The sequence below is a fragment of the Mesorhizobium sp. M0676 genome (genome assembly GCF_040320535.1).
Lineage (GTDB): Bacteria > Pseudomonadota > Alphaproteobacteria > Rhizobiales > Rhizobiaceae > Mesorhizobium.
In genome coordinates this window covers 195,734-220,870 of sequence record NZ_JAMYPU010000008.1, presented here as the reverse complement: position 1 = coordinate 220,870, position 25,137 = coordinate 195,734, and the positions used below count along the sequence as shown (strand labels likewise).

Genomic DNA, 25,137 nt, shown 5'->3' with positions numbered 1-25,137 from the left:
AGCGGCTTTTCCCCGCTCGCGCCACTCTTCCGCTTCGGTGGCTGGTGCTGGCCTACCAGAGGTTCTTGCCGTCAATGACGACCACCTCGACCTTATCGAGGTCGAAATCGTCGAACAGCCGCGAATTGACTGATATCTTGGGATTGTCGAAGTCCGGTTTGCCGGTTGACCAGTCCGGTGTTTCGGTGAAGGTGCCGCAGCCGCAAATGGCGCAGAACCCGTGTTTGACGGTCTTCGATCCCCATTGATAGAAGGAAACGTTTTCCGGCGAGCTGGTGAGCTTGAATTGCGACGGAACGTAGTAAGCCCACAGCGAACCGCGCTTGGAGCAGAACGAGCAGGTGCATTGCGTTACCGTCTCGGGCGCCTGCGAGACCTCGAACGTCGTCGCCTTGCAATGACAGCTGGCCTTGATGGTCATGAAAAGCTTTCCTCTCCGTTGCCCGCCACCCATGCGGCAAGGCACCATAAAGGAAGGCTCCTGACAACTGTCTGTCAGCAGGCTCTGATCGATCGAGCCGAGCGGCGCTCTGGCTGAAGCAGGCCCCTCGTCACCTCCCAATCGTCGTCACCTGCCGATATAGGCGGCCAGTTCGTCCGGCGTCCCGTTTGGGAAAGCCTGTTTCAGAAAATCCAGGAACGCCGACACGCGCGCGCTGAGCAGCCGTCGGGAGGGGTAGAGCGTCCATAGAGAGATCTCCGGGCCGTCGATATCCCCCCAATTCACCAGTGTGCCGTCAGCCAGGTCGTGGGCCACCAATGAAATGGGAAGCCGTCCTGCGCCGATGCCGGCTCGCACCGCATCCCGGACCATGATGAGCGTCGACAAGGCGAGGACCGGCTCGATTCTAAGTGTTGCCCGGCCACCTGGTGTCTTCACCTGCCATGTTTGCCGCTCGCCTGTCCCGCGCGCAACGCTAGGAGCGGCGAGCCCATCGGCCGGGCGAGGAAGGTCCGGGCTCGCCACAACGACCAGGCGGTCGCGGAGAAACGCCCGTCCGACCAGGCTTTCATCGGGATCCGGATTGACCCGGATTACCAGATCGTAGCCTTCCTCGATCATATCGACATGCCGGTCTTCGGTGGTCACTTCAAGCCTCACCTCAGGATACCTCAGGGCAAATCCCGCAGCGATCCTCCCCATTGCAGTCTGCGAAAAATGCAAAGGCGCGCTGATCCGCAATCTGCCCTTGGGTCTCTGACCGCCCGAGGCAATCGCCGATGCCGTCTCGTCCAGCTCGGCAAGCAACGCCCCCGTCCGCTCGAAGAGCGCCCGTCCTTCTTCGGTCAGCTTCAGGTTACGCGCACCCCGTTCGAACAGACGCAGATCGAGACTGCTTTCCAATTCGCCAACGCGCCGGGACAACGTTGCCTTGGGCCGGCCGGTGGACCTTGCCGCTTTGCCGAAGCCGCCATGGCGAGCCACGAGGTTAAAATCGGCAAGGGCTAAAAGATCCATGACTGTCCCACCAGTGAGACGACGTGTCTAAAATTGCCGTCTACTGGGCTCTTTGTGAGCCACACATATTGGGACTGTCAAGCAACCCAACAGGAGAAATTCCATGACCATTCTCGTTACCGGCGCCACCGGCAATATCGGCCGCCAAGTCGTCGAACAGCTCGCCAAGCGCGGCGCCGATGTGCGTGCTCTCGTGCGCGATCCGTCGAAAGCCAGTTTTCCGGCAGGCGTATCCGTCGTGCAAGGCGACTTTCTCGATGTCGATTCGCTGCGCAAAGCCATGTCTGGCGTTTCCACGCTGTTTCTCTTGAACGCCGTGGTGCCGGACGAATTCACCCAGGCTTTGATCGCCTTGAACGTCGCCCGATCGGCCGGCATCGAGCGGATCGTCTATCTCTCGGTGATCCACGCTGACGTCTATGTGAACGTGCCGCATTTCGCGGGCAAGTTCGGCGTCGAGCGAATGATCGAGCAGATGGACTTCAAAGCTACGATCTTGCGCCCGGCCTACTTCATCCAGAACGATCTGACGGTCGAAGACGTCATCACCGGCTACGGCACCTATCCAATGCCGATCGGCCCCAAGGGTCTCGCCATGATCGATGCCCGCGATATTGCCGAGGTCGCCGCTCTTGAGCTGCTGCGTCGCGAACGGTCCAAGGAGCCGCTTGCGTTCGAGAGGATCAACCTCGTCGGTCCGCAGACACTGACCGGGACGGACATTGCCGCAATCTGGTCAGACGTACTCGCCCGCCCGATCAGCTACAGCGGCGACAATACGGAGGGTTTTGAGCAAAATCTCAAGCAGTTCCTGCCCGCCTGGATGGCCTACGACATGCGCCTGATGGGCGAGCGTTTCTTCACCGACGGGATGCTCCCCGAGGCCGGCGACGTCGAGCGCCTGACGGCACTTCTGGGTCGCCCACTGCGCCCGTATCGCGACTTCGCCTCAGCACTCGCTGCTTCCGTCTGACGCAAGCGCCTTCAGCACCAAGGCCGGCCTTCCGACGAGAACTGCCACCAGAACTCAGTAGGAACGCGGTGGCACGAACAGGCAGATCGTCTTGCCTGCGTCGAGGCCGGCCTGGTGCGCGCACCAGTGGAAATCGCCGTCGGGTGAGTCCTTGACCCGCTTGTCGCTCATCGGAACGACCTCCCCCGTTCCGGCGATGACATAGCCCTCCGGCTTTTCCAGCACCTCGCCGGTATGGGTGGTGCGGCAGTCGTAGTTTGCGCAGCAGGCGAAGGGATAGCTCCAGCCTTGCGGCTTCGCCGCCGTAGGCTTGGCGTCATGGGCGAAGGCGGGTGCGGTCAGCACCGCCATCGCGATTGCAAAGATCGGGGTGACGAACAAGGAAAACAGGAGTCGGCCAGCCGGTTGAACGGCTCTGGCCGATCGGAGAGTGGCAGCAGACATGGAAGCGTTCCTTTCAAACGAGCATCAAGCGTTTCGCTTGCCCGTTCCCGGAACGTGTCTTCCCAGTGGCCGGATCGTCAGGTCGCAGATATGCCGCGTCCGGCCATAAATGCTTTTTCTCTTCCAGCCCTCGGATGCTGGGCTGATTCCTTGGCCGGCGCAAGAAGTTGCTGCGCGAGGCCGCACATCTACGCCGCTATCTGCAACCGCTGACGAGATCCAAGGCCAGGCTCAACTCCCGGCAGACGGGCAACGAAACAACGGGATTGGCCGTATGTGGTTCCAGCCTATACGTCGCCTGGACCGGCGATCACATGCCCTTCATATTGCGGCAAGTCGTCGGCGATGGTGAACCATGGCGCCTTGGAGCCGACGAAGATGTGCGCGGTCGGCCGGATCGTCGGATCGTCGACCAACGTGCCCATGGCGACATGGACATAGGCGCCGTCGCGGACCAGCGAATACAGCAACGAGCCGCAGCGGCTGCAATGCGCGTCGTGGCCGCTGTCATCGCCGAAATGGATGAGCCCGTGATGCCCTTCGGCAAGGGCAAGTTTCTCGCGCTCGATGCCGGCGAAGGGCTTGAAGGCGGAACCTGTGGTGCGCCGGCAGTTCGAACAATGGCAGATCGCGGCATAGACGAACTCGTCCGCCACTTCATACTGAACCGTGCCGCAAAAGCATTTGCCGGTGAGCCTGCGACTCATGGTTCCTCCTTCGCTCCCCGCCAAGGGATGTTCTTATTCAAGTCAGCCGAGTCGAAAGTGGCGGAAGCGCAGGTATCAGCCATTCGCAGGCCGGCCTCAGCTGAATATGAACATATCCTAGTCGAGGTCGGCCACGGCTTCACCGGCACCGCCCTCGATGCGCTGCGACAACGAGGCTTCCATGAAGTCGTCGAGGTCGCCGTCGAGCACGCTCGACGGGCTGGTGCTCTCGACGCCGGTGCGCAGGTCCTTCACCAACTGGTAGGGCTGCAGCACATAGGAACGAATCTGGTGACCCCAGCCGATGTCGCTCTTCGACGCTTCTGTGGCATTGGCCACCGCTTCGCGCTTCTTCAGCTCTTCCTCGTAAAGGCGCGAGCGCAGCATTTCCCAGGCCTTCGCCTTGTTCTTGTGCTGCGAGCGTTCGGCCTGGCAGGCAACCGCGATGCCGGTAGCGATATGGGTGATGCGAACCGCCGAGTCCGTGGTGTTGACGTGCTGGCCGCCCGAACCGGATGAGCGGTAGGTGTCGATGCGTACATCGGATTCCGAGACGTCGATCTCGATCCTGTCATCGACGACCGGGTAGACCCAGACGCTGGAGAAGGACGTGTGGCGGCGCGCATTGCTGTCATAGGGTGAAATGCGGACCAGGCGATGAACGCCCGACTCGGTCTTCAGCCAGCCATAGGCATTGTGGCCCTTGATCAGGAGCGTGGCGGACTTGATGCCGGCCTCTTCGCCGTCATGGACTTCCAGCACTTCGACCTTGAAACGGCGACGCTCGGCCCAGCGCGTGTACATGCGCAGAAGCATCGAGGCCCAGTCCTGGCTCTCGGTGCCGCCGGCGCCGGCATGGACTTCGAGATAGGTGTCGTTGGCGTCGGCCTCGCCCGACAGCAGCGTCTCGACCTGGCGGGCCTTGGCCTCGCCCTGCATCGAGCGGAGGGCTGCTTCCGCCTCGGCGATCACGCTCTGGTCGCCCTCTTCCTCACCCAGTTCGATCAGGCCGATATTGTCTTCCAGCGCCTGAGTCAGGCTTTTGACGCCGGCGATCCCGTCTTCGAGGCCTTGGCGCTCGCGCATCAGCTTTTGCGCTTCCAGCGGATCATTCCAGAGGCTGGAATCCTCGGCGCGCACGTTCAGGTATTCAAGCCGCTTTATAGCCTGATCCCAGTCAAAGATGCCTCCTCAGCAGGGTGATCGCCTGCCTGATCTCGTCGACAATATTCTGCGTTTCCGCGCGCATGGCTGGTTGTTCTGTCCTGTTTTTGAAGTGGCGCTTGGGTCGGCGCGATACATAGGCACGGCATTGCTGCCTGTAAAGCGAAATGGGCCGGCTCAACAAGCCAGCCCACTCGACGTAAAAAATCAGGTCGTCAGTAGAGTCCGCCGCCGGGTGCCTGGATGGCTTCCGTAGCCTGCGGCGATAGCGGTCCGCCGGCGCCGTTGGACCCGTCGGCGCCCATGCCGATCACCCAATAGCTGTCGGCTGGGCCGGTGCCAGGCTTGAAGGCTTCGATGATGGTGCCGGGATCGCCCGACGCGGCACGCATGCCGGTCTTGCGGTTGATCGCGACCAGGTTCATGCCTTCCGGCACCTTGAAGTCGACATTCGGCGTGCCGTCCAGCGCAACGCGCATGAAGTCCTTGAAGATAGGTGCCGCCAGACCGCCGCCAGTGGCGCCATGGCCGAGACCGCGCGGCGTGTCGTAACCCATGTAAAGGCCGACGACGAGGTTCGGCGTATAGCCGATGAACCAGGCGTCCTTCTCGTCATTGGTCGTTCCGGTCTTGCCGGCGATGTGGCGGCCAAGCTCGGCGATGGTGGCGCCGGTACCGCGCTGGACGACGCCTTCCATCATCGAGGTGATCTGGTAGGCGGTCATCGGATCGAGCACCTGCTCGGAATTGTCGACCAGTTCCGGTTCGGGCTGGTTGTTCCATTCGGGCGCATTGCAACCTTCGCAGCCGCGCTCGTCCTGCTTGAACACGGTCTTGCCGTAGCGGTCCTGGATGCGGTCGATGAGCGAGGGTTTGATCGACTTGCCGCCATTGGCCATGATCGAATAGGCCGACACCATGCGCATCACCGTCGTCTCGCCGGAACCCAGCGCCATCGGCAGATACGGCGCCAGATGGTCGTAGACGCCGAAACGCTCGGCATATTCCACCACCAGCTTCATTCCCATGTCGTTGGCGAGCCGCACCGTCATCAAATTGCGCGACTTTTCGATACCGGAGCGCAAGGTCGCGGGGCCGGCCACCGTGCCGTCATAGTTCTTCGGCGTCCAGGTCGTGTTGCCGCTCTGGATGGTGATCGGTCCGTCCATGATAACCGAGGCCGGCGTATAGCCATTGTCGAGCGCGGCCGAATAGACGATCGGCTTGAAGGACGATCCCGGCTGGCGCATCGCCTGCGTGGCGCGGTTGAACTCCGACTGCGCATAGGAGAAGCCGCCGACCATGGCCAGCACGCGGCCGGTATGTGGATCCATGGCGATCAGGCCGCCCTCCACTTCCGGCACCTGGCGCAACGTGTAGGCGGCTTCCGACCCTTCGTTCTTCTGCACGAAGATGACGTCGCCGGGCTGCAGTACATCGGCCGGAGACTTGGCCTTGACGGTCTTGCCATCGACCACATGGCGCATGGCAAAGCTCATGTCTTCCTTGCTGACGGCGCCTTCGATGCGTTCCTTGACGATATCGCCCGAAATCTGCCGCGTCGGCTGCAGGCCGATGGAAAGGCCGGTCGCCGAGCTGTCGAGCACGACGGCAAGCGACCATTCCGGCACGTCTTCCAGCCCCTTGACGTTGCCCAGCGCCACGCCCCAGTCGCCGGAAGCATCGATATGCGTCACCGGTCCGCGATAGCCGCGCAGCGTGTCGTATTTGAGCAAGCCGTTCTGCATCGACTTGCGGGCGATGAGCTGGATCTTCGGATCGAGTGTCGTGCGCACCGAAAGGCCGCCCTCATAGAGCGCGTTCTCGCCATAGCGCGAGATGATCTGGCGGCGCACTTCCTCGGTGAAATATTCGCCCGCAAACAAATAAGAGCCATTGCGGCGCGGAGTCACGCCGAGCGGCTCGGCCTTGGCCTTGTCGCCTTCCTCGCGCGTCACGTAGCCGTTCTCGACCATCTGGTCGATGACCCAGTTGCGGCGCTCGATGGCGCGGTCGGCATGCTTGAAGGGATGGTAGTTGTTGGGCCCCTTCGGCAGCGACGCCAGATAGGCGGCTTCCGCGACGGTGAGTTCGTTGACCGACTTGTCGAAATAGGTCAGTGCCGCGCCCGCAACGCCATAGGCGCCGAAACCGAAGAAGATTTCGTTGAGATAGAGCTCAAGGATGCGGTCCTTCGAATAAGCCTGCTCGATGCGGAAGGCCAGGATCATCTCCTTGATCTTGCGCTCGTAGGTCTGGTCCGAGGACAAGAGGAAGTTCTTCGCCACCTGCTGGGTGATGGTCGAGGCGCCGACCTGGCGCCTGCCCGAACCCAGATTCTGCAGGTTGACGTAGATGGCGCGGCCAAGCCCGGTGATGTCGATGCCGGGATGGTTGTAGAAATTCTTGTCCTCGGCCGACAGGAACGCCGCCTTGACCCGGTCCGGAACCGCCTGGATCGGCAGATAGAGCCGCCGTTCGCGCGCATATTCGGCCATCAGCGAGCCGTCGGAAGCATGGATGCGGGTCGTCACTGGCGGCTCGTACTTGGCCAGGACCTCGTAGTCGGGCAGGTCTTTCGACAGATGGCTGATGTATATCGCCACGCCCGCGGCGACCATAAGCGCCAGCGTCGTGCCGATACCAAAGAAATAGCCGATAAGACGAATCATGCCCGCTCCAGTCCGAGGTTCGGGAATTTCCTAGACGAAGGCGCCTTTCGCGCAAGCCTTCGCAACTGTCCCGATCCGTGATGGAAAACCCATGTCGCCACCATGTGGGCAAAATACGGCAGTGCCCGGTTTCGGCATCCCCCACCGGAAATAAAAGCGCCTGGTGTTGTCCCCGTGCAACGCTGCCTCCGGTCGTGGGCGGCGGCGACCATCTCAGCCTCCGGTTCCCGTTCCCATCTTGGCGGAGGCAAACAGGGCGACGGCGTTGGTGATGCTCTGCGCCGCCTTGCCGCGCCAGTCGGCGTCGAGCAGTTGCGCCTCATCCTTGGCGTTGGAGAGATAGCCGAGTTCGACCAGCACCGACGGCACATCGGGCGCTTTCAGCACTTTGAAGCCGGCCGAGCGCTGCGGATTGTTGATCAGGCCGACGCTGGTGGACAACTGGCCGACCAGAGTGTGGGCAAAGCTCATCGAGAAATTATGCGTCTCGCGGCGGATCAGGTCGATCAGTATGTCGGTGACTTCCTTGTTGTCGTCCTTGATCACCATGCCGGCGAACTGGTCGGAGAGGTTTTCGCGGTCGGCAAGCGCCTGCGCTTCCGGGTCGGATGCCTTGTCGGAGACGGTATAGACGGTGGCGCCTCTGATACCCTTGACGCTGATCGTGTCGGCATGGATCGAGATCAAAAGGTCGGCCTCGTGCTGCCGGGCGATGCGCACGCGGTCATCGAGCCGCAGGAACTCGTCGGTATCGCGCGTCATGAACACGTCGTAGTTGGCGACGGCGGCGAGCTTGTCGCGCAATTCGGTGGCGAAGGCCAGCGTCACGTTCTTCTCGATGGTGCCGTTGAGGCCTTCGGCGCCACCGTCGATGCCGCCATGGCCGGGATCGATGACGATGGTGAAGCGATGCCCGGGATTGGAGATCGGCCCTGTGCCGACCCTGGAGCCCTTGTCGGTGGAGACGGTCGAGCCAGTGGTCAGCGCCTGGTTGGCAAGGGCTTCGTCGAACTCGCGGTCGGAGGCTGCCGACATGTCGATGGCGATGCGATAGCCTGCGCCGTCCTCGTTCTTGAGCACCTCGAGCTTGTCGACCGAGAACGGCCCCTTGCCGGTCAGGATCAGCCGCGATCCCTCGCCCTGATCGCCATAACGCACCGCTTTGACCAGGCCGCGGGCCTTGGCGTCCTTCGCGCCAATGGCGAATCGGGTGCGCGGCAGGTCCACGACCAGCCGGTTGGGGCCGCGCAGCAGGAACCATTTGATGTCGGGCTCGCGGTCGAAATCGATGACGATGCGCATCTTGGTTGCGTCGCCGGCCATCTTGTAGGCGGTGGCGCCGAGTGGCGAATCGGCGGCGCGTGAAACCGGCGCAAAAGCAAGGCAAAGCGCCAGCAGCAACAGCACACAGGCCGCGCGCAGGAAACGGCCTGCACGGTCATGGCCCTTGTCTGTGGTGCCCGCCAGTCCCATTTCTTTGCAGTCGCTCCCGGTTTGGCGCCTTGCGCCGCGTGGTTGGTCGAAATGCCGGTCAGGCCGCAGACTCGATTAATGATTGGTATCCAGAGAAGGTTAACCAAGCCTTTTCATTGAGGATTAAGGCCTGTGCTTCCGTTACGGCACTGCTTTTTGCCGGCATCCGAAATCGGGGTTGCCTTCCACCCCGTCAAATCATAAAAGCGATGGTGGATCACTGCAATCCTGGAACCGCTTCTCCCGCAGCTTCCTGCTACAGGTCAGATGAAAGGCGGCTCCTTTCGCTCCAGCGAAAAGGCTTAGGTGATCGCGACGAATTTCGCAGGTGTGCGCCCGTGGCGGGGGAATCGCCTGCGTGAGGAAAACGGCCGGGTTTGTTCCCGTGCCGGCTCTGTATGAGCAAACAAGCTGGTCCGGTTCGTCCGGGCTTTGGTTCAAAAGGTTCTGCTGGTGACGATGGCTTCAAGCGCAATCATGGAAAGGTCCGCATCAAACCGCGCCATTGTGGCTGCGGGCGGCACCGCCATGGCGCTCAAGCGGCGTCCGGCGGACATTCAGACATCCGGCACCCACATCCCAGACACGCAGCAGCGGGCTTTGCCTCGCAAGCTGCGGCTGACGGCTGCCGGGAGGAAACGAAATAATGCCCAACAAAATGCTGATAGACGCCTCCCACCCGGAGGAAACACGCGTTGTCGTTATCCGCGGCAACCGTATTGAAGAATTCGACTTTGAATCTCAGGACAAGAAGCAGCTCAAAGGAAACATCTATCTCGCCCGCGTAACGCGCGTCGAACCTTCCCTTCAGGCAGCCTTTGTCGAATATGGCGGCAACCGTCACGGTTTCCTCGCCTTCAGTGAAATTCACCCCGACTATTACCAGATCCCGGTCGCCGATCGTCAGGCTTTGCTGCGCGCTGAAGCGCAGGAAGCCGAGGACGAGGAGAACGAGGACAATGACGGCGACGACCGCCAGAGCCGCGATCGCGGCCGGCGCGGCCGCCGGCGCGGCGGCAAGGGTCGTGAGCGGGGCGAACACAAGCGCGACGCCGGCGCCGATGATGAGAACGGCGAACATGGCGATGCCGGCAGCGATGCCGTCTCCGAAGCGCCTGCTTCCGAGCATGCCGCGGCCAATACCGCCGGGCATGACGATCATGCCGGGCATGGCGACAGCGAAGCCTCCGACGCCGAGACATCCGGGACCGAACCGTCGGAAGGCGGCCCGACATCGATCGCGGCAAGCGTCGAAGCGGATGTGATCTCCGAAGCTGTCCCTGCGGCGGAGCCGGGTGACGAAAGGTCGTCCAGCGAGGCAAGTGGCGAAGCCACCTCCGAGGACAATGATCGCGGCATGCTGGAAGAGGTGCAGTCCTCGCATCCGGACGACCACGAAATCGAATCCGTAGGCGCCGAGGATGCGCTGGAAGAGGTGCGCAGCCGCCGCAAGCCGGTGCGCCGCCAGTACAAGATTCAGGAAGTCATCAAGCGCCGGCAGATTCTGCTGGTGCAGGTGGTCAAGGAAGAGCGCGGCAACAAGGGCGCTGCACTCACCACCTATCTGTCGCTTGCCGGCCGCTATTCCGTGCTGATGCCCAACACCGCACGCGGCGGCGGCATTTCGCGCAAGATCACCAGTGCGGTCGACCGCAAGCGCCTCAAGGAGGTCGTTGCCGATCTCGATGTGCCGCAGGGCATGGGCGTCATCCTGCGCACCGCCGGCGAAAGCCGCACCAAGGCGGAAATCAAGCGCGACTACGAATATCTGATGCGGCTTTGGGAAAACGTCCGCAATCTGACGCTGCAATCCACCGCCCCTGCCCTCGTCTATGAGGAAGGCAGCCTGATCAAGCGCTCGGTGCGCGACCTCTACAACAAGGATATTGACGAGATTCTTGTCTCCGGCGAGGAAGGCTACCGCGAGGCCAAGGATTTCATGCGCATGCTGATGCCGAGCCACGCCAAGGTGGTTCAGCCGTTCCGCGACACGACGCCGATCTTCGTGCGCAACGGCATCGAGGCGCAGCTCGACCGCATGCTGCAGCCGCAGGTGACGCTGAAGAGCGGCGGCTATATCATCATCAACCAGACCGAGGCGCTGGTCGCCATCGACGTCAATTCGGGCCGCTCCACCAAGGAGCACTCGATCGAGGACACCGCTCTCCACACCAACCTTGAAGCGGCGGAAGAAGTCGCCAGGCAATTGAGGCTGCGCGATCTCGCCGGCCTGATCGTCATCGACTTCATCGACATGGAGGAGAACCGCAACAACCGCTCCGTCGAGAAGCGGCTGAAGGATCACCTCAAGAACGACCGTGCCCGAATCCAGGTCGGCCGCATCTCGCATTTCGGCCTGATGGAGATGTCGCGCCAGCGCATCCGCGCCAGCGTGCTGGAATCGACCATGAAGCCGTGCCCACATTGCGGCGGCACCGGCCATGTGCGCTCCGATTCGTCCGTGGCGCTGATGGTGGTGCGGGCGATCGAGGAATTCCTGCTCAAGGATTCGCGCAGCCACATCACGGTGCGGACCCCGGCGGCGACCGCTCTCTATGTGCTCAACCACAAGCGCGGCACGCTGGTGGAACTCGAAAGCCGCTTTGGCCTGACCATCACCGTCGAGGCCGATGATACGGTCGGTGTGCAGCACTACGCGATCTTCCGCGGCGCCATTGCCGAAAAGCCGGAAGGCTTTGTCGAAGCGCGAACCTTCCCGGCCTATGTCGAGCCGGAAGAGCCCGAGGACGAGATCGTCATCGAGGAGGAAGACGACGAGGTTGTGGTACAGGCCGAGCAGCTGCGCCAGGCGCAGCCGCAATCGCAGCAGCAGCAGCCGAGATCGGCTGAGGACGGCGAAGGCCGCGACCGCAAGCGTCGCAAGCGCCGCAGGCGGCGCGGCGGCAAGGATCGCGAACGCGAACATGGCGATCGCGAGCATGGCGCCGAAGGTGCTTCGGTTTCGGCGGCAAGCGACGACTTTGCCGCTGAACCAGGCGATGACGATGCAACACAGCAAGACGAAGCCCAGGTTGGCGCCGTCGAAACGGTGGAAGCATCAGATGACGCCCAGGGCAAGAAGCGCCGTCGCGGCAAGCGCGGCGGCAAGCGCAATCGTCGCGAAGACGGCACGGAGACCGAAGCCGGCGAAACCGCCTCGGTGGCCGAGGCCGCTGAAGTCGGAACGGCCGCAAGCGAGCCCGTAGCAGCCGTAGCGGTTGAAGAAGCAGCGGCTCCCGCCGCGGCGAACGACGACGCTCCAGCCGAAAAGCCGAAGAAGAAGCGCGCTTCAAGGGCAAAGAAGGCTGTGGTGGAAGTCGCCGATGAGACGGCGGCCGAGGCTGCACCGGAAGCTGCCGTCGAAGCTGCCGCCCCCGCTGCGGCCGATGCCGCCACGGAAACGACCGTCGACGACGAGCCCGCCAAGGCTCGCCCGTCACGGCGCAAAGCCGTGGCCGCGGATACCTCCGCGGTGCCGGTGGTTTCCTCCAGCGTTGCCGACGAGGCAAAGGCCGAGGAAAAGCCGAAGCGCGCCGGCTGGTGGCAGCGGAAGGGCTTTTTCTAAGCTATTCAGCCGATTAAAATAGGTTCCTGACAAAAATCCCGCGCCGTTCAAACCACGGCGCGGGATTTTTGCATGCGCGAATGACGGAAGGCGTCAGGGGGCGAAAATCGACCAGTTCATCATCCTGGCCAGTTTTTCCAAGGCGATCGACCCCAGCTTGGAATTGCCGTTGGCGTTCAAGCCCGGCGACCATACGGCGAGCGAAGCAACACCCGGCACGATCCCCAATATGCCGCCGCCGACGCCGCTTTTGCCGGGAATGCCGACACGGAAGGCGAAATCGCCGGAACCGTCATAGTGGCCACAGGTCAGCATCATGGCGCCGATGCGCCGCGCCCGCTCGGCAGACACCACGGAGTGCCCGGTTGCCGGGTTTCTGCCGCCATTGGCGAGGAAGCGGCCGGCCAGCGCCAATTGCCGGCAGCTCATGGCGATGGCGCAATGGTGGAAGTACACGCCCAGCGCCAGCTCCGGTGCATGGTTGAGATTGCCGAAGGATTTCATGTAGTTGGCAAGCGCGAAGTTGCGATAGCCGGTGGCGCGTTCGGAAGCCGCGACCTCGCGGTCGATGATGATCGCTTCGTCATCGGCAAGGAACTGGATGAAGCGCAGGATTTCGCCGATCGCCTCGCGCGGCTGGTGGCCGGCAAGCAGTATGTCGGAGACCACGATGGCGCCGGCATTGATGAACGGATTGCGCGGAATGCCGTTCTCATGCTCGAGCTGCACGATCGAGTTGAACGGATTGCCCGACGGCTCGCGTCCGACACGCTGCCACAGCGCGTCGCCGACATTGCCGAGCGCCAACGTGAGCGTAAACACCTTGGAGATGGACTGGATCGAAAACGCCTGGTCGGCGTCGCCGGCGACCAGCACGCGGCTGTCATTGGTCACCGCGGCAATGCCGAATTTCTTCGGATCGACCTTGCCGAGCTGCGGAATGTAGGTGGCGACCTCGCCGCGATCGGAGCGCTCGGCCATCTCGGCGGCGACGTCGGCCAGCGCTTGTTTAAGATCCGGCATGCTCGTCCCCGCTATTTCAGCCAGCGCTCGATGCGCGCCATCGCCTCGACCATGTCGTCATGGCTGCCGGCATAGGAAAAGCGCATCGTGCGGTGTCCTGCCAGTGGATCGAAATCGCGACCGGGCGTCGCCGCCACATGCGCCTCGGCCAGCATCTTGCGCGCAAAGGCCATGCTGTCATTGGTATGCCGGGTAACATCGCAGAAAGCGTAGAAGGCGCCGTCCATCGGCGCCGCCAAGGGAAATCCGAGTTCCGGAAGGCGCCGCATCAACAGCTCGCGGTTCCAGGCATAGCGCGCCTTCACCGCTTCCAGCTCTTCCGCCGCCTTGAAGGCTTCGATCGCCGCGATCTGCGACAGTTCCGGCGGCGAGATGTAGAGGCTCTGGGCGATGCGCTCGATCGGCCTCACCAGAGCTTCCGGCAGCACCATCCAGCCGATGCGCCATCCGGTCATGCAATAATATTTCGAGAAGGAATTGATCACCGTCACGCCTGAGCCATGGGCCAGCGCCGTGGTGTCGGGCGCGGCATAGGCCAGCCGGTGATAGATTTCGTCCGATATCACCGCGATGCCGAGTTCTTCGGCCGTTCTCACCAGTGCGGACAACTCGTCGACGGGAATGACCGCACCTGTCGGATTGGCCGGGCTGGCGAACAACACACCCTTCAGCGGTTTTTCCCGGTGCGCCGATTTCAAATGTTCGGCATGAAGATAGGCGTCGCTGCCGAGCTCGATCTCGACGATCTGGATACCGAGCGCGGCCATGATGTTGCGGTAGGCCGGATAGCCGGGTGCTGCGATGGCGACGCGGTCGCCGGGATCGAACATCGCAAGGAATGCCAGATTGAAGGCGGCCGACGATCCCGTGGTCACGGCGATCCGGTTCGGCGCGACATCGATCCCGTAATGGTCGCCATAATGCGTGGCGATCGCCTTGCGCAGATCCGCCAGACCGAGCGTGTCGGTATAGCCGATGCGTCCGATCCTCAGCGCATTTGCGGCTGCTTCCCTCACGCCCACGGGCGCCGGATCGGATGGCTGGCCGACGGCCATGGAGACGACAGGCACGCCCGTCGCCTTCAGCCGGTTGGCTTCGGCCAGAATGTCCATGGCGTGAAACGGCTCGACTTCACCGCGGCGCGACAGCGAAACTACCATTTGACCTCCGTCCGGCCCGCCGCTCGAAGCCATGAACCGGCGGCAGCGCCGCACAAATGCCCGATTGATGTGAGGATCACAAGTTCGCCTAGTTTCGGTGCCGTGACTTTTCATCGTTCGCCCGCTCGTTTACCAGTGTACCTCATGCTGAGCCGACCCAAATCGACGATGTCCAAATCTTCCATCGGGAAGACAGCGCGCGGCTTCGCGACGCTTTTGCTTGCGGCCGCCATCGCTGTCACCGGCTCGGTGACGGCCTTCGCCCAGGCGGTGCCGGTCGTGCGCGATGCCGAGATCGAGGCGCTGGTGCGCGACTATGCGCGGCCGATCTTCAAGGCGGCCGGTCTTGCCAATGACGGTGTCGATATCGTTCTGGTCAACGATCAGAGCTTCAACGCCTTCGTTACCGGGCGCCGGCTGTTCATCAACACCGGCGCGCTGATGCAGGCCGAAACGCCCAACGAGATCATCGGCGTCATCGCCCATGAGGCCGGCCACATCGCAGGCGGCCATCAGCAGAAATTGCGCGACCAGCTCGAGCGCGCCAAGACCATGGCCATCATCGCCACGCTGCTTGGCGCCGGCGCCATCGTTGCCGGCGCCACCACCAACAGCCGCGGCCTTGCCGGCGCCGGCATGGGTGTCGCCGCGGGCGGCGGCGAGATGGCGCAGCGCAGCATTCTTGCCTACCAGCGCACCGAAGAGTCGACCGCCGACCGCTCTGCCATCACCTATCTCAATGCCACCGGCCAGTCCGGCATGGGCATGCTGAAGACCTTCGCCCGCTTCCAGAGCGCGCTGTCGCTTTCCGGCACGCAGGTCGATCCCTACCGCATCAGCCACCCGATGCCGCAGGAGCGCATCGCCAATCTCGAAGTGCTGGTCAAGCAGAGCCCTAACGTCGACAAGGTCGATCCGCCGGCACTGCAGCAGCGGCACGACATGATGCGCATCAAGATCGCCGCCTATATGGGCGGCCAGGCCGCGGCCACGCGGCTGATCCGCAAGGCCCCGGGCAGCCTCGCCTCGCGCTATGGCGAAGCGCAGATGGCCTATCTCTACGGCAATCTGGGTGCGGCGCTGACCAAGGCCAATGCACTGATCAAGGAACAGCCGAAGAACCCCTACTTCCAGGAAATGCGCGGCGACATACTGATGAAGGCCAACAAGCCCAAGGACGCCGCGGACGCCTATGCCAAGGCGGTCAGCCTCGATCCGGTGAGGTCGGGCCTGTTGCCCGTTTCTCTCGGCCAGGCGCTGATGGCCATCGGCACGCCCGATTCGCTGAAGAAGGCGGTGGTGCAGATCAACAACGGCCTCGGGCGCGACAAGGAAAACACGGTCGGATACCGCTATCTCGCCCAGGCCTATGGCGAGCTTGGCAACATTCCGGCGGCGGAACTCGCCACCGCCGAGGGCCACTTTTATTCCGGCGATTACACGAATGCGAAAATTTTCGCCATGCGCGCGCAAAAAGACTTGAAGCGCGGCGAGCCCGGCTGGATTCGGGCGCAGGACATCATAAACTACAACCCTTCAGGCAAACTCAAGAAATGAACCTTCCGGTCGCCCGCTGCGACTAGGAAAGATCGGAACCGGCAAGAGGATCAGACGATGAACAAGGCAATATTGCTCGGCACGACGGGAGTGGCGGCTGCTCTTGCCATGCTCGCTTTCGGGTTCGTCGCCGGCAGCCCGCAGGTGGCTAAGGCCGGCACGGCGCAGACCGTGCAGACCGCCTCTGCCGACACCAAGATCGATCGCACCGAGGTCGAGGGTATTATCCGCGACTATCTCCTGAAGAACCCCGAAGTGCTGCTCGAAGTGCAGGAGGCGCTCGAGGCCAAGCAGAAGGAAGAGCAGCGCATAGCCAGCCTCGGCGTCATCGAGAAGGCCAAGTCCGAGATTTTCAACTCGACCTTCGACGGCGTCGTCGGCAATCCGAAGGGCAAGGTCACCATCGTCGAATTCTACGACTACAATTGCGGCTTCTGCAAACGCGCCATCGACGACATGCAGGCTCTGACAAAGGCCGATCCGGAGCTGCGCTTCGTGCTCAAGGAATTCCCGATCCTCGGGCCGGATTCGCAAAAGGCCAGCGTCGTCTCGATGGCTTTCCACCTGATGCATCCGGAGAAATACGGCGAGTTCCACAACGCCCTGCTCGGCGGCCAGGGCCGCGCCACCGAGGCGGCGGCCATCAAGGTTGCGCTGTCGCTAGGCGCCGATGAGGCGAAATTGCGCGAGAAGATGAAGGACCCGACCATCACCGAGGCCTTCGCCAAGACCTTCGACCTTGCCAACAAGCTGGCCATCACCGGAACGCCGTCCTATGTCGTCGGCAATGAAGTTGTGTTCGGCGCGCTCGGCCAGGAAGTGCTGGCTGAAAAGATCGAGGCGGCGAAAGCCGCACTCTGATCTTGCACGCGAGCCTATTTCTCACGGGCACATTTCCGCCTGTTGTGGACAGTGAAAGATCGCACTTGTGCTCTTTCCGCGGGCGGCTATGCCCATTATAGAAGGCCCTGCGCGCCGGCTTGAGGTCGGCGTCGGAAAAGGTCGGCATTTTTGAAAACGATTTTCGTCCTGAACGGCCCCAACCTGAACGCGCTCGGCAAGCGCGAGCCGGGCATCTATGGCGGCAAGACGCTTGCCGCGATCGCCAACGACTGCAAGCAGGCGGGCGCCGCCCTTGGCCTCGAGATTGATTTTCGCCAGTCGAACCATGAGGGCGACCTCGTCGACTGGATCCAGGAAGCCGGCGACAAGGCAGCCGGCATCGTCATCAATCCGGGTGCCTACAGCCACACCTCGATTGCCATTCACGACGCCATCCGCGCTGTCGCGCCGCTGCCCGTCGCCGAAGTTCACCTCTCCAACATCCACGCGCGGGAACCATTCCGCCACGTCTCCATGGTCGCGCCGGTCGCTGTCGGCATGATCTGCGGGTTCGGGCCGCTTGGCTACTCGCTGGCGCTGCAGGCGCTGGCGGCACGCCTATGACCGGCCCACAAACAGAAGGCTCGAAAATGTCGATAAAGAAGACCGGTGTTGACCAGCAACTGATCCGCGATCTCGCGGGCATACTGAACGACACCAATCTCACCGAGATCGAAGTCGAGCTCGGCGACCTGAAGGTGCGCGTGTCGCGCCAGGCGCCGGCCGTCCACGCCATCGCCGCCCCGCAGGCCGGTTATGCTCCGGCAGCGCAGCAGCCCGCGGCGGGCGCGGCTGCCGCACCAGCAGTGGCCGACCCGTCCAAGAACGCGGTCCCCTCGCCGATGGTCGGCACCGCCTATCTCGCGCCCTCGCCCGACGCCAAGGCCTTCATCGAAGTCGGCCAGAAGGTCAAGGAAGGCCAGACGCTGCTGATCATCGAAGCGATGAAGACGATGAACCAGATCCCTTCGCCGCGCGCCGGCACGGTGACGGCGATCCTGTTCGAGGACGGCCAGCCGGTCGAGTACGGCATGCCGCTCGTCGTGATCGAGTAGAGCGGGCCGGATGTTCCAGAAGATCCTCATCGCCAACCGCGGCGAAATCGCGCTTCGGGTGCTGCGCGCCTGCAAGGAACTCGGCATCCAGACCGTGGTCGTGCATTCGACCGCCGACGCTGACGCCATGCATGTCAGGCTCGCCGACGAAAGCGTGTGCATCGGTCCGCCGCCGTCGCGCGACAGCTATCTCAACATCCACCAGATCGTCGCCGCCTGCGAGATCACCGGCGCCGACGCCGTGCATCCGGGCTACGGTTTCCTGTCGGAGAACGCAAAGTTCGCCGATATCCTCGCCGCCCACAACATCACCTTCATCGGTCCGTCGGGCGACCATATCCGCATCATGGGCGACAAGATTGAGGCCAAGCGCACGGCAAAGCGGCTCGGCATTCCGGTTGTGCCGGGCTCCGACGGCGCCGTCACCGATCAAAAGGAAGCCAGGCGCATTGCCGCCGAGATCGGCTATCCCGTGATCATCAAGGCTTCGGCAGGCGGTGGCGGGCGCGGTATGAAGGTCGCCCTTACCGAAGCCGATCTCGAGATCGCCTTGCAGACAGCCAGCACGGAAGCCGGCGCGGCCTTCGGCGACGATGCCGTCTACATCGAGAAATACCTGGAAAAGCCGCGCCACATCGAGGTGCAGGTATTCGGCGACGGCGCCGGCCGCGGCGTGCATTTCGGCGAGCGCGACTGTTCGCTGCAACGCCGCCACCAGAAAGTCTGGGAAGAGGCGCCCTCGCCGGCCCTCAACGCCGAGGAGCGCGCCCGCATCGGCAATATCTGTGCCAAGGCCATCGCCGACCTCGGCTACTCCGGCGCAGGCACCATCGAATTCCTGTACGAGAATGGCGAGTTCTACTTCATCGAGATGAACACGCGGCTGCAGGTCGAGCATCCGGTGACGGAGGCGATCACCGGCATCGATCTCGTCCACGAACAGATCCGCGTTGCCTCCGGCGGCGGGCTTTCGGTGCGCCAGGAGGACATCAAGTTCAACGGCCACGCCATAGAATGCCGCATCAATGCCGAGGACCCGCGCACCTTCACGCCTTCGCCCGGCACGATCACGCATTTCCACACGCCTGGCGGTCTCGGCATCCGCGTCGATTCCGGTGTCTATTCCGGCTACAAGATCCCGCCCTATTATGACAGCCTGATCGGCAAGCTGATCGTGCACGGCCGCAACCGCGTCGAATGCATGATGCGGCTGCGCCGGGCGCTCGACGAGTTCGTCGTCGATGGCATCAAGACGACGCTGCCGCTGTTTCGCGACCTGGTCGGCAATGCCGATATCGCCAATGGCGACTACGACATCCACTGGCTGGAAAAGTATCTGGCCAAAGAGGAATAGCGCCCGACTTGCCGCTATGATGCCGCGATGACCCGTCCTTACGCTCCCGGCTATCGCATTCCGACCGACCTGTTGCTCAAGGCCTATGCCTCGGGCGTCTTCCCGATGGCCGAGAGCGCTTCCGACCCGGAAGTGTTCTGGGTGCGGCCGGAGACGCGCGGCATCATTCCGCTCGATGGCTTCCACACGCCGAAGAGCTTGAAGAAGACGATCCGCAAGCACCCGTTCGACATCCGCTTCGATTTCGATTTCGAGGCGACGATCGACGGCTGCGCCGAAAAGCGCGAGGAGCGCCGCTCGACCTGGATCAACGCGCCGATCCGCGAAGCCTATATCGAGCTGCATCGTCTTGGGCACTGCCATTCGGTCGAGGCATGGCGCGAGGAACGGCTGGTCGGCGGCCTCTATGGCGTCTCGCTCGGTCGCGTGTTCTTCGGCGAAAGCATGTTCGCCCGGGAAACCGACGCGTCCAAGACCTGCCTGTATCATCTGGTCGAGCGGCTGAAGGCGCGCGGCTTTGCCCTGCTCGACACGCAATTCACCACCGAGCATCTCAAACGCTTCGGCGCGGTCGACGTGCCGCGCGTCAAATACGAGAAGATGTTGGCCGACGCGCTGAAGGGCGAAGCCGTTTTTTATCCCTGACCGGAGACCGAGCGGCCGAGCCGGCTCGACCGGTGAAAGGGGTCAGCCCTTCGCGGTTTCCATCGGCGTTTGCGAATGGAACATCATCTTCCAGCCGTTGACACGGTGGACATAGCCAGTGCTGACCAGCGCCGCGTAGGGCTCGCCGTTTTCTCGTGTCGCATGAGCCTCATAGGTCAGCATGATAATGTCGCTGCCGGGCTCGATGATACCCTTGAGGTCGATCTGAAGGTCGCGCCAGCGGTTGGGCTTGGTCGCGGTCTTGGCCAGATCGGCATTGTCCATTGCCTGTGCCATCTCAGGAAATGCCACCAGGCATTCTGTGTCGACATTGGCGGCGTAGTAAGCTTCGTCGCCCGTCCAGAACCCCTTTTCGAGTTCGAGCAGGTCGTCTTTGCTGGCCGTGATCCGTTTGCTGTCCGACATCAGAATATCCTCCAAGCGCGCAAATGCGCGGTCGTCCATTGCCCAACGCATGGTGGCCATGACGGTTCCGGAGGATCAGTTGGTGTTGGTCGCGTCAGGTTCCGTGGGGTCTGGCTGTTCGGCGGCCGGAGCAGCGGCGGGCTTTGGCTTGGACGTGTCGACCTTGGGCGTCTCGGCATTGGCCGCGTCGGGCGGCGGCACATCCGACTTCTGCTTGCAGCCCTTTAGCCAGACGTCATAGACGGCGTGCTCGACGGCGTTTAGGCCGGGGCTCTCGGCGAACATCCAGCCGGTGAAGATGCGGCGGATCTTGCGGTCGAGCGTGATCTCGTCGACTTCGACGAAGGAATCGGTCTTCGGCTCTTCATTCTCCGGCCGCGAATAGCAGATGCGCGGCGTCACCTGCAAAGCGCCGAACTGCACGGTTTCGTCGATGTAGACATCGAAGGTGATGATACGGCCGGTGATCTTGTCGATGCCGGCAAATTCGGCGACCGGATTGGTGATGCGATCGGAGATTGCGGGTGCTGCCGCAGGCGCCTGCGCCGCCGCAAACGCTGTCGGGAACATGGCGACAGCGCCAATTGCCGCCAGTCCGGCCATCGATGTCAGGCTGAAAATGTTCATGCGGAGATACCGGTGGTTTGGGCCCGGGTGATTCTGTCACGCCCAAGGCTATTCGCCGTTGTCATATCAGCAAGCAGCTAAACGCCAATTGTGGCGACAAAGGACCGGCCGGCGGTCAAGAACCAGGCGTCCACGCATCGTAGTCGCCCGTCACCTGCGGACGGTGCTGATTGGTGAGCACGGAACCCTTCGGGCGATAAGCCGCCGGTGTTCCCGTCAGGTTCGGCTCGTGCGCCTTTTCCCATTCGCGCGGGCGATAGTCGTCGCTTGGCGGCGCCACATCGACGCGGTGATGCATCCAGCCGTGCCAGCCCGGAGGGATCGCCGACGCCTCCGAATAATTGGCGTAGATGACCCAGCGGCGGGTGCGGCCTTCCGAATCGACGCCGCCTTCGTAGTAGACATTGCCGGCCCCATCCTGGCCGACCTTGTTGCCGTGGCGCCAGGTGTGAAAACGGGTTCCCAGCGTCTGGCGGTTCCACCAGGTGAAAAACTGCAGAAGGAAAGTTTTCATTCAGATCCTCGCGGGCGCGCGGCGGTGGCTGTTCCCTGCTTATGGCGTCAGGCCTTGGCGAAGGCAAGGGTTTTGCGGCGCCTGCGGCACTGACGACATGCCGAAACGCTCGGTCATTGGCCGATCCATTTCGCACCTGCGAACCGACGCTTGCCAAGCCGGCTGCGTCTTCCTAAAGCTCTCATCGCCCGGCGCTGCCGCATGACCCCGAAAATCGAGATCGATTTTCGGAAAGGATCATGCGCAAACCAAAGTGCTACAGCGTCCTTTGCGCGTCCACGGGACGCGCGGCGCTGTAGTCAACGCCGGCTGCGGGAGGTGAGGAATGGCCCCAGCTGTCGCCAGGATCAGTGCGGAGACAATACGCGCCCGCAAGGGCGGCGTGCCGGTCGTATGCCTTACCGCTTACACCTATCCCGTCGCCCGCCTGCTCGACGATCATGTCGACCTTCTCCTGGTCGGCGACAGCGTTGCCATGGTGCTGCATGGCCACAAGACCACGCTCGGCGCCTCGCTGGAGATGATGATCGCCCATGGCCAGGCCGTGATGCGCGGTTCATCAAAGGCCTGCGTGGTGGTCGATATGCCGGCCGGCAGCTACGAGACTTCAGAAGCGCAAGCCCTCGCCTCGGCGCGCCGCATCTCTGAGGAAACCGGCTGCCAGGGGGTGAAGCTGGAAGGCGGCGGCGACGTCGCCCTCCAGATCGCCGCAATCGTCGCGGCCGGCATTCCAGTGATGGGCCATATCGGCTTGCAGCCGCAATCGGTGGAAAAGGATGGTGGCTACAAGATCAAGGGCCGCACGCCGGGGAATGTTGCCGCGCTCATGCGCGACGCCGACGCGGTCGAGAAAGCCGGCGCGTTTTCGCTGGTCATCGAGGGCACGGTCGAGACCGTTGCCGCCGACCTCACCCGGCGCATTGCCATCCCAACCATCGGCATCGGCGCCAGCCGCGATTGCGACGGCCAGATCCTGGTCATCGACGACATGGTCGGCCTGACGGTCGACCGGGTGCCGAAATTCGTCAAGGAATACGCCGATTTGCGCAGCGTGGTCGCCAATGCCGCAGCGCGCTACGCAGCGGAGGTGCGCAGCCGCACCTTCCCCGGGCCGGGCCACGTCTTTTCAGCCGCAAGCGACAAGGACAAGGCATGAACCGGCCCCCCATCAGCCAGCCGCTCGTCGTCGACACCGTGCTTGGCCTTCGCGCGCAGATCCGCGACTGGCGGCGCCATGGCCTGACCGTTGCCATGGTGCCGACCATGGGCGCTTTGCATGACGGCCATATCTCGCTGGTCAGGGCCGCGCTCGCAACGGCCGATCGCTGCGTCGTCTCGATCTTCGTCAACCCGGCCCAGTTCGCCCCCACTGAAGATCTCGACAAGTATCCGCGGCAGCTGGCCCGCGATCTCGACCGGCTGACCGAGGCCGGCGCACAGCTTGCCTTCACGCCTACGGTTTCCGAAATGTATCCGGCAGGCTTTGCGACGAAGATTTCGGTCGGCGGCCCGTCTTCTGGCCTGGAATCGGATTTCAGGCCGACCTTCTTCGAGGGCGTCGCCACGGTCGTGGCCAAGCTCTTTCTGCAAGCCCTGCCCGACTACGCCATCTTCGGCGAAAAAGACTACCAGCAGCTTTGCGTCGTCCGAAAGCTCTGCCGCGATCTCGACCTTCCGGTGGACATCGTCGGCGCGCCTACCGTGCGCGATGCGCACGGCCTCGCAATGTCGTCGCGCAACGCCTATCTCGACGCCGCCGAACTCGACGTCGCGCGACAGCTCAATGTCATCTTGCGCCAGACGGCGGCAGCGCTCGCGGCCGGTGCCGATGAAAACGGCGTGACCGGTAAAGCCACTGCCGCGCTTCTCGAGGCAGGCTTCGACAGCGTTGACTATGTCGCCGCGCGCGAGAGCCTGACGCTCACCTCGTGGCGGCGTGACGGCGATGGCCGCCTGCTTGCCGCGGCGTGGCTTGGCAGAACCAGGTTGATCGACAATGTGGAAGTTTCCTCATTTATTCCCTGAAAAATTGCAATTCCGTTCACTTTGATTTGTATCGCAGAGCGGCCCGAGTGCTCTTAGACAACGGCTCATCAGGCACGTTCTGGCCATCCCGTAAGCGCTCACAATACACCGAACGCCGCTGTGAGACGTTTCACAGACGTAACCAAGCCGGCTATGTTGTGTGCGACCTCAGGCGGAGACAGTGTGTGACCTGCCACTACGCTGCAATCCTTACGAGGCTCTACGTGTCTGTCCAGGCCAACATATTCGGTCGCGCCCTGCCGCAGATCGTCGAAGCGATTTACGATTCGATTGCCGATGTCGGCCGTTGGCCATCGACGCTTGAATCAATCTGCAAATTGGCGCTCGGCCGGCTTGCCATGCTGGCGGTCGTCGATACGGCGAGAAACTCGGCCCGGTTTTCGACTTCCTGCGGCGATCCGGTCCTGCTTGAGCCGCTGCAGCGCGACTACGCCTGCGAGGTGCCCTTCTTCAAGGCGGTGCCGAAGATGGAAATCGACATGCCGTTCACCGTCGATAGCGTCTACGCCCTGCAAGGCCCTGACGCCCGCCAGAACTGGCTCGAAAGCCGCATCGTGCGCGAGTGGGTGGAACCCAACCGTCTCGACGATTTCTTCTGGGTGGCGCTGATGAAGCAGCCGGTGCGGGCCGGCACGCTGATGGTGGTTACCGACAAGGACAGGCCCCAGATTTCAGCCAGGGATATCGACCTGATGTCCACGCTCGCCCCCCATGTCCGGCGTGCGGTGACCATCGGCGACCTGTTCGAGGCCGAGCGGCGCAAGGCCGACGTCTTTCGCTCCATCCTCGAGAGCCTCGACCATCCGGTGCTGATCGTCGCCGACGATATGCAGATCATTTTCGCCAATCGGGCAGCCGAAGCCCTGCTCACCGAAACCGCCTCAGTGTCCTCGGTGCGCGGCCAGCTGTCCTTCGCCTATGCCAACGCCAACACCGCCATCGGCCGCGCCGTCCAGCTCGGCACGCGCGACGAATTCGCGCTCGGACCGTCCGGCATCAACATTCCGCTGGTGAAGGCCATGTCTCCGGCGGTGGCGCATGTCATGCCTCTGGCGCGACGCGACATTTCGGCCCGCATGTCGCCGCGCGCCGCCGCGGCCATCTTCATTGCCGCCGCCGGCGCCGCATCAGTGCCGGCGCTGGAAGCGATCGCTGCGCTGTTCGGACTGACCGCAGCGGAAAAGCGTGTCGCCGGCCATGTCGCCGCCGGGCTGACACGGCGTGAAATCGCGGTTGCCAGCGGCGTCTCGGACGGCACCGTCAAATCACAGCTGGCAACCATCTTCGACAAGACCGCCACCGGCGACCAGCGAGAGCTGGAACTCCTGATGCGCGAATTGACGCCGCCGCTGCGCTCGGCCTGAAGCCATACTCGGAGCCAATCGTCAAAT

General features: G+C 62.9%; 23 protein-coding genes. 11 read left to right on the top strand and 12 right to left on the bottom strand.

All coding sequences use genetic code 11. The features are described from left to right. Positions 1-52 precede the first annotated feature (52 nt). Together NKI35_RS11645 and NKI35_RS11640 are read right to left on the bottom strand one after the other, a co-directional pair. Positions 53-421 carry a GFA family protein gene (locus tag NKI35_RS11645; RefSeq protein ID WP_023667471.1) on the bottom strand — a complete coding sequence of 123 codons (369 nt, stop codon included), beginning with the start codon at positions 419-421 and terminating at the stop codon, positions 53-55. Between the two features lie 147 nt (positions 422-568). Beyond that, entirely contained in the window at positions 569-1,459 is an 891-nt protein-coding gene (locus tag NKI35_RS11640; protein WP_023715784.1) for a LysR family transcriptional regulator, read from the bottom strand. A gap of 103 nt (positions 1,460-1,562) precedes the next feature. Here NKI35_RS11640 and NKI35_RS11635 point away from each other — a divergent pair, with 103 nt between their 5' ends. Next, a complete protein-coding gene (locus NKI35_RS11635) occupies positions 1,563-2,432 on the top strand; it encodes an NmrA/HSCARG family protein (protein WP_023741412.1) in 870 nt (289 codons plus the stop codon). Between the two features lie 54 nt (positions 2,433-2,486). Here the strand turns inward: NKI35_RS11635 and NKI35_RS11630 are convergent, their stop codons facing one another. The 5 genes from NKI35_RS11630 to NKI35_RS11610 form a co-directional block, all read right to left on the bottom strand. Continuing rightward, the gene (locus NKI35_RS11630) at positions 2,487-2,876 is read right to left on the bottom strand and encodes a hypothetical protein (protein ID WP_023715786.1); all 390 of its coding nucleotides are present in this window, start codon (positions 2,874-2,876) and stop codon (positions 2,487-2,489) included. A gap of 287 nt (positions 2,877-3,163) precedes the next feature. Then, on the bottom strand, positions 3,164-3,583 hold the full coding sequence (locus NKI35_RS11625; protein WP_352740084.1) for a GFA family protein: 420 nt from the start codon (positions 3,581-3,583) through the stop codon (positions 3,164-3,166). 117 nt (positions 3,584-3,700) lie between these two features. Then, a protein-coding gene (gene prfB, locus NKI35_RS11620; protein WP_155922402.1) for a peptide chain release factor 2 occupies positions 3,701-4,832 on the bottom strand; the annotation gives its coding sequence in 2 pieces (ribosomal slippage) (positions 3,701-4,765 and positions 4,767-4,832; 1,131 coding nt in all). A gap of 130 nt (positions 4,833-4,962) precedes the next feature. Beyond that, positions 4,963-7,419, bottom strand: coding sequence for a penicillin-binding protein 1A (locus NKI35_RS11615; RefSeq protein ID WP_352740082.1), 2,457 nt, complete (start codon positions 7,417-7,419; stop codon positions 4,963-4,965). A 213-nt stretch (positions 7,420-7,632) separates the two neighbouring features. Continuing rightward, the gene (locus NKI35_RS11610; RefSeq protein WP_352740080.1) at positions 7,633-8,892 is read right to left on the bottom strand and encodes an N-acetylmuramoyl-L-alanine amidase; all 1,260 of its coding nucleotides are present in this window, start codon (positions 8,890-8,892) and stop codon (positions 7,633-7,635) included. Between the two features lie 646 nt (positions 8,893-9,538). Here NKI35_RS11610 and NKI35_RS11605 point away from each other — a divergent pair. After that, positions 9,539-12,457, top strand: coding sequence for an Rne/Rng family ribonuclease (locus NKI35_RS11605; RefSeq protein ID WP_352740078.1), 2,919 nt, complete (start codon positions 9,539-9,541; stop codon positions 12,455-12,457). A 93-nt stretch (positions 12,458-12,550) separates the two neighbouring features. Here NKI35_RS11605 and NKI35_RS11600 read toward each other — a convergent pair whose 3' ends face one another. Both NKI35_RS11600 and NKI35_RS11595 read right to left on the bottom strand, forming a co-directional pair. Further along, positions 12,551-13,480 carry a glutaminase gene (locus NKI35_RS11600; RefSeq protein WP_352740076.1) on the bottom strand — a complete coding sequence of 310 codons (930 nt, stop codon included), beginning with the start codon at positions 13,478-13,480 and terminating at the stop codon, positions 12,551-12,553. An 11-nt stretch (positions 13,481-13,491) separates the two neighbouring features. Further along, a complete protein-coding gene (locus tag NKI35_RS11595) occupies positions 13,492-14,640 on the bottom strand; it encodes a pyridoxal phosphate-dependent aminotransferase (RefSeq protein WP_352740074.1) in 1,149 nt (382 codons plus the stop codon). A 144-nt stretch (positions 14,641-14,784) separates the two neighbouring features. Here NKI35_RS11595 and NKI35_RS11590 point away from each other — a divergent pair, with 144 nt between their 5' ends. The 6 genes from NKI35_RS11590 (at position 14,785) to aat (ending at position 20,133) form a co-directional block, all read left to right on the top strand. Then, positions 14,785-16,197, top strand: coding sequence for a M48 family metalloprotease (locus NKI35_RS11590; protein WP_023667483.1), 1,413 nt, complete (start codon positions 14,785-14,787; stop codon positions 16,195-16,197). 57 nt (positions 16,198-16,254) lie between these two features. Next, entirely contained in the window at positions 16,255-17,058 is an 804-nt protein-coding gene (locus NKI35_RS11585) for a DsbA family protein (protein ID WP_352740072.1), read from the top strand. Positions 17,059-17,208: 150 nt separating this feature from the next. After that, positions 17,209-17,643, top strand: a complete 435-nt coding sequence (aroQ, locus tag NKI35_RS11580; protein ID WP_352538203.1) for a type II 3-dehydroquinate dehydratase — start codon at positions 17,209-17,211, stop codon at positions 17,641-17,643. A 26-nt stretch (positions 17,644-17,669) separates the two neighbouring features. Beyond that, positions 17,670-18,134, top strand: coding sequence for an acetyl-CoA carboxylase biotin carboxyl carrier protein (gene accB / locus NKI35_RS11575; protein WP_023681496.1), 465 nt, complete (start codon positions 17,670-17,672; stop codon positions 18,132-18,134). A 10-nt stretch (positions 18,135-18,144) separates the two neighbouring features. Next, entirely contained in the window at positions 18,145-19,488 is a 1,344-nt protein-coding gene (gene accC, locus NKI35_RS11570; protein WP_023681497.1) for an acetyl-CoA carboxylase biotin carboxylase subunit, read from the top strand. 27 nt (positions 19,489-19,515) lie between these two features. Further along, positions 19,516-20,133, top strand: coding sequence for a leucyl/phenylalanyl-tRNA--protein transferase (gene aat / locus NKI35_RS11565; protein ID WP_023688381.1), 618 nt, complete (start codon positions 19,516-19,518; stop codon positions 20,131-20,133). Between the two features lie 42 nt (positions 20,134-20,175). Here the strand turns inward: aat and NKI35_RS11560 are convergent, their stop codons facing one another. The 3 genes from NKI35_RS11560 to NKI35_RS11550 all read right to left on the bottom strand — a co-directional run bounded on the left by NKI35_RS11560 (position 20,176) and on the right by NKI35_RS11550 (position 21,700). Continuing rightward, a complete protein-coding gene (locus NKI35_RS11560; protein ID WP_023667489.1) occupies positions 20,176-20,559 on the bottom strand; it encodes a hypothetical protein in 384 nt (127 codons plus the stop codon). A 75-nt stretch (positions 20,560-20,634) separates the two neighbouring features. Further along, entirely contained in the window at positions 20,635-21,186 is a 552-nt protein-coding gene (locus NKI35_RS11555) for a DUF2155 domain-containing protein (RefSeq protein ID WP_023681499.1), read from the bottom strand. 115 nt (positions 21,187-21,301) lie between these two features. After that, positions 21,302-21,700, bottom strand: a complete 399-nt coding sequence (locus NKI35_RS11550) for an NADH:ubiquinone oxidoreductase subunit NDUFA12 (RefSeq protein WP_023667491.1) — start codon at positions 21,698-21,700, stop codon at positions 21,302-21,304. A 325-nt stretch (positions 21,701-22,025) separates the two neighbouring features. Between NKI35_RS11550 and panB the strand changes: the two genes are divergently transcribed. The 3 genes from panB to NKI35_RS11535 all read left to right on the top strand — a co-directional run bounded on the left by panB (position 22,026) and on the right by NKI35_RS11535 (position 25,110). Next, complete coding sequence (gene panB / locus NKI35_RS11545) at positions 22,026-22,856, top strand: 3-methyl-2-oxobutanoate hydroxymethyltransferase (RefSeq protein WP_352740070.1); 831 nt, start codon at positions 22,026-22,028, stop codon at positions 22,854-22,856. Positions 22,857-22,867: 11 nt separating this feature from the next. Beyond that, entirely contained in the window at positions 22,868-23,725 is an 858-nt protein-coding gene (gene panC / locus NKI35_RS11540; protein WP_352740116.1) for a pantoate--beta-alanine ligase, read from the top strand. A 224-nt stretch (positions 23,726-23,949) separates the two neighbouring features. Beyond that, a complete protein-coding gene (locus tag NKI35_RS11535) occupies positions 23,950-25,110 on the top strand; it encodes a helix-turn-helix transcriptional regulator (RefSeq protein WP_352740068.1) in 1,161 nt (386 codons plus the stop codon). Positions 25,111-25,137 lie beyond the last annotated feature (27 nt).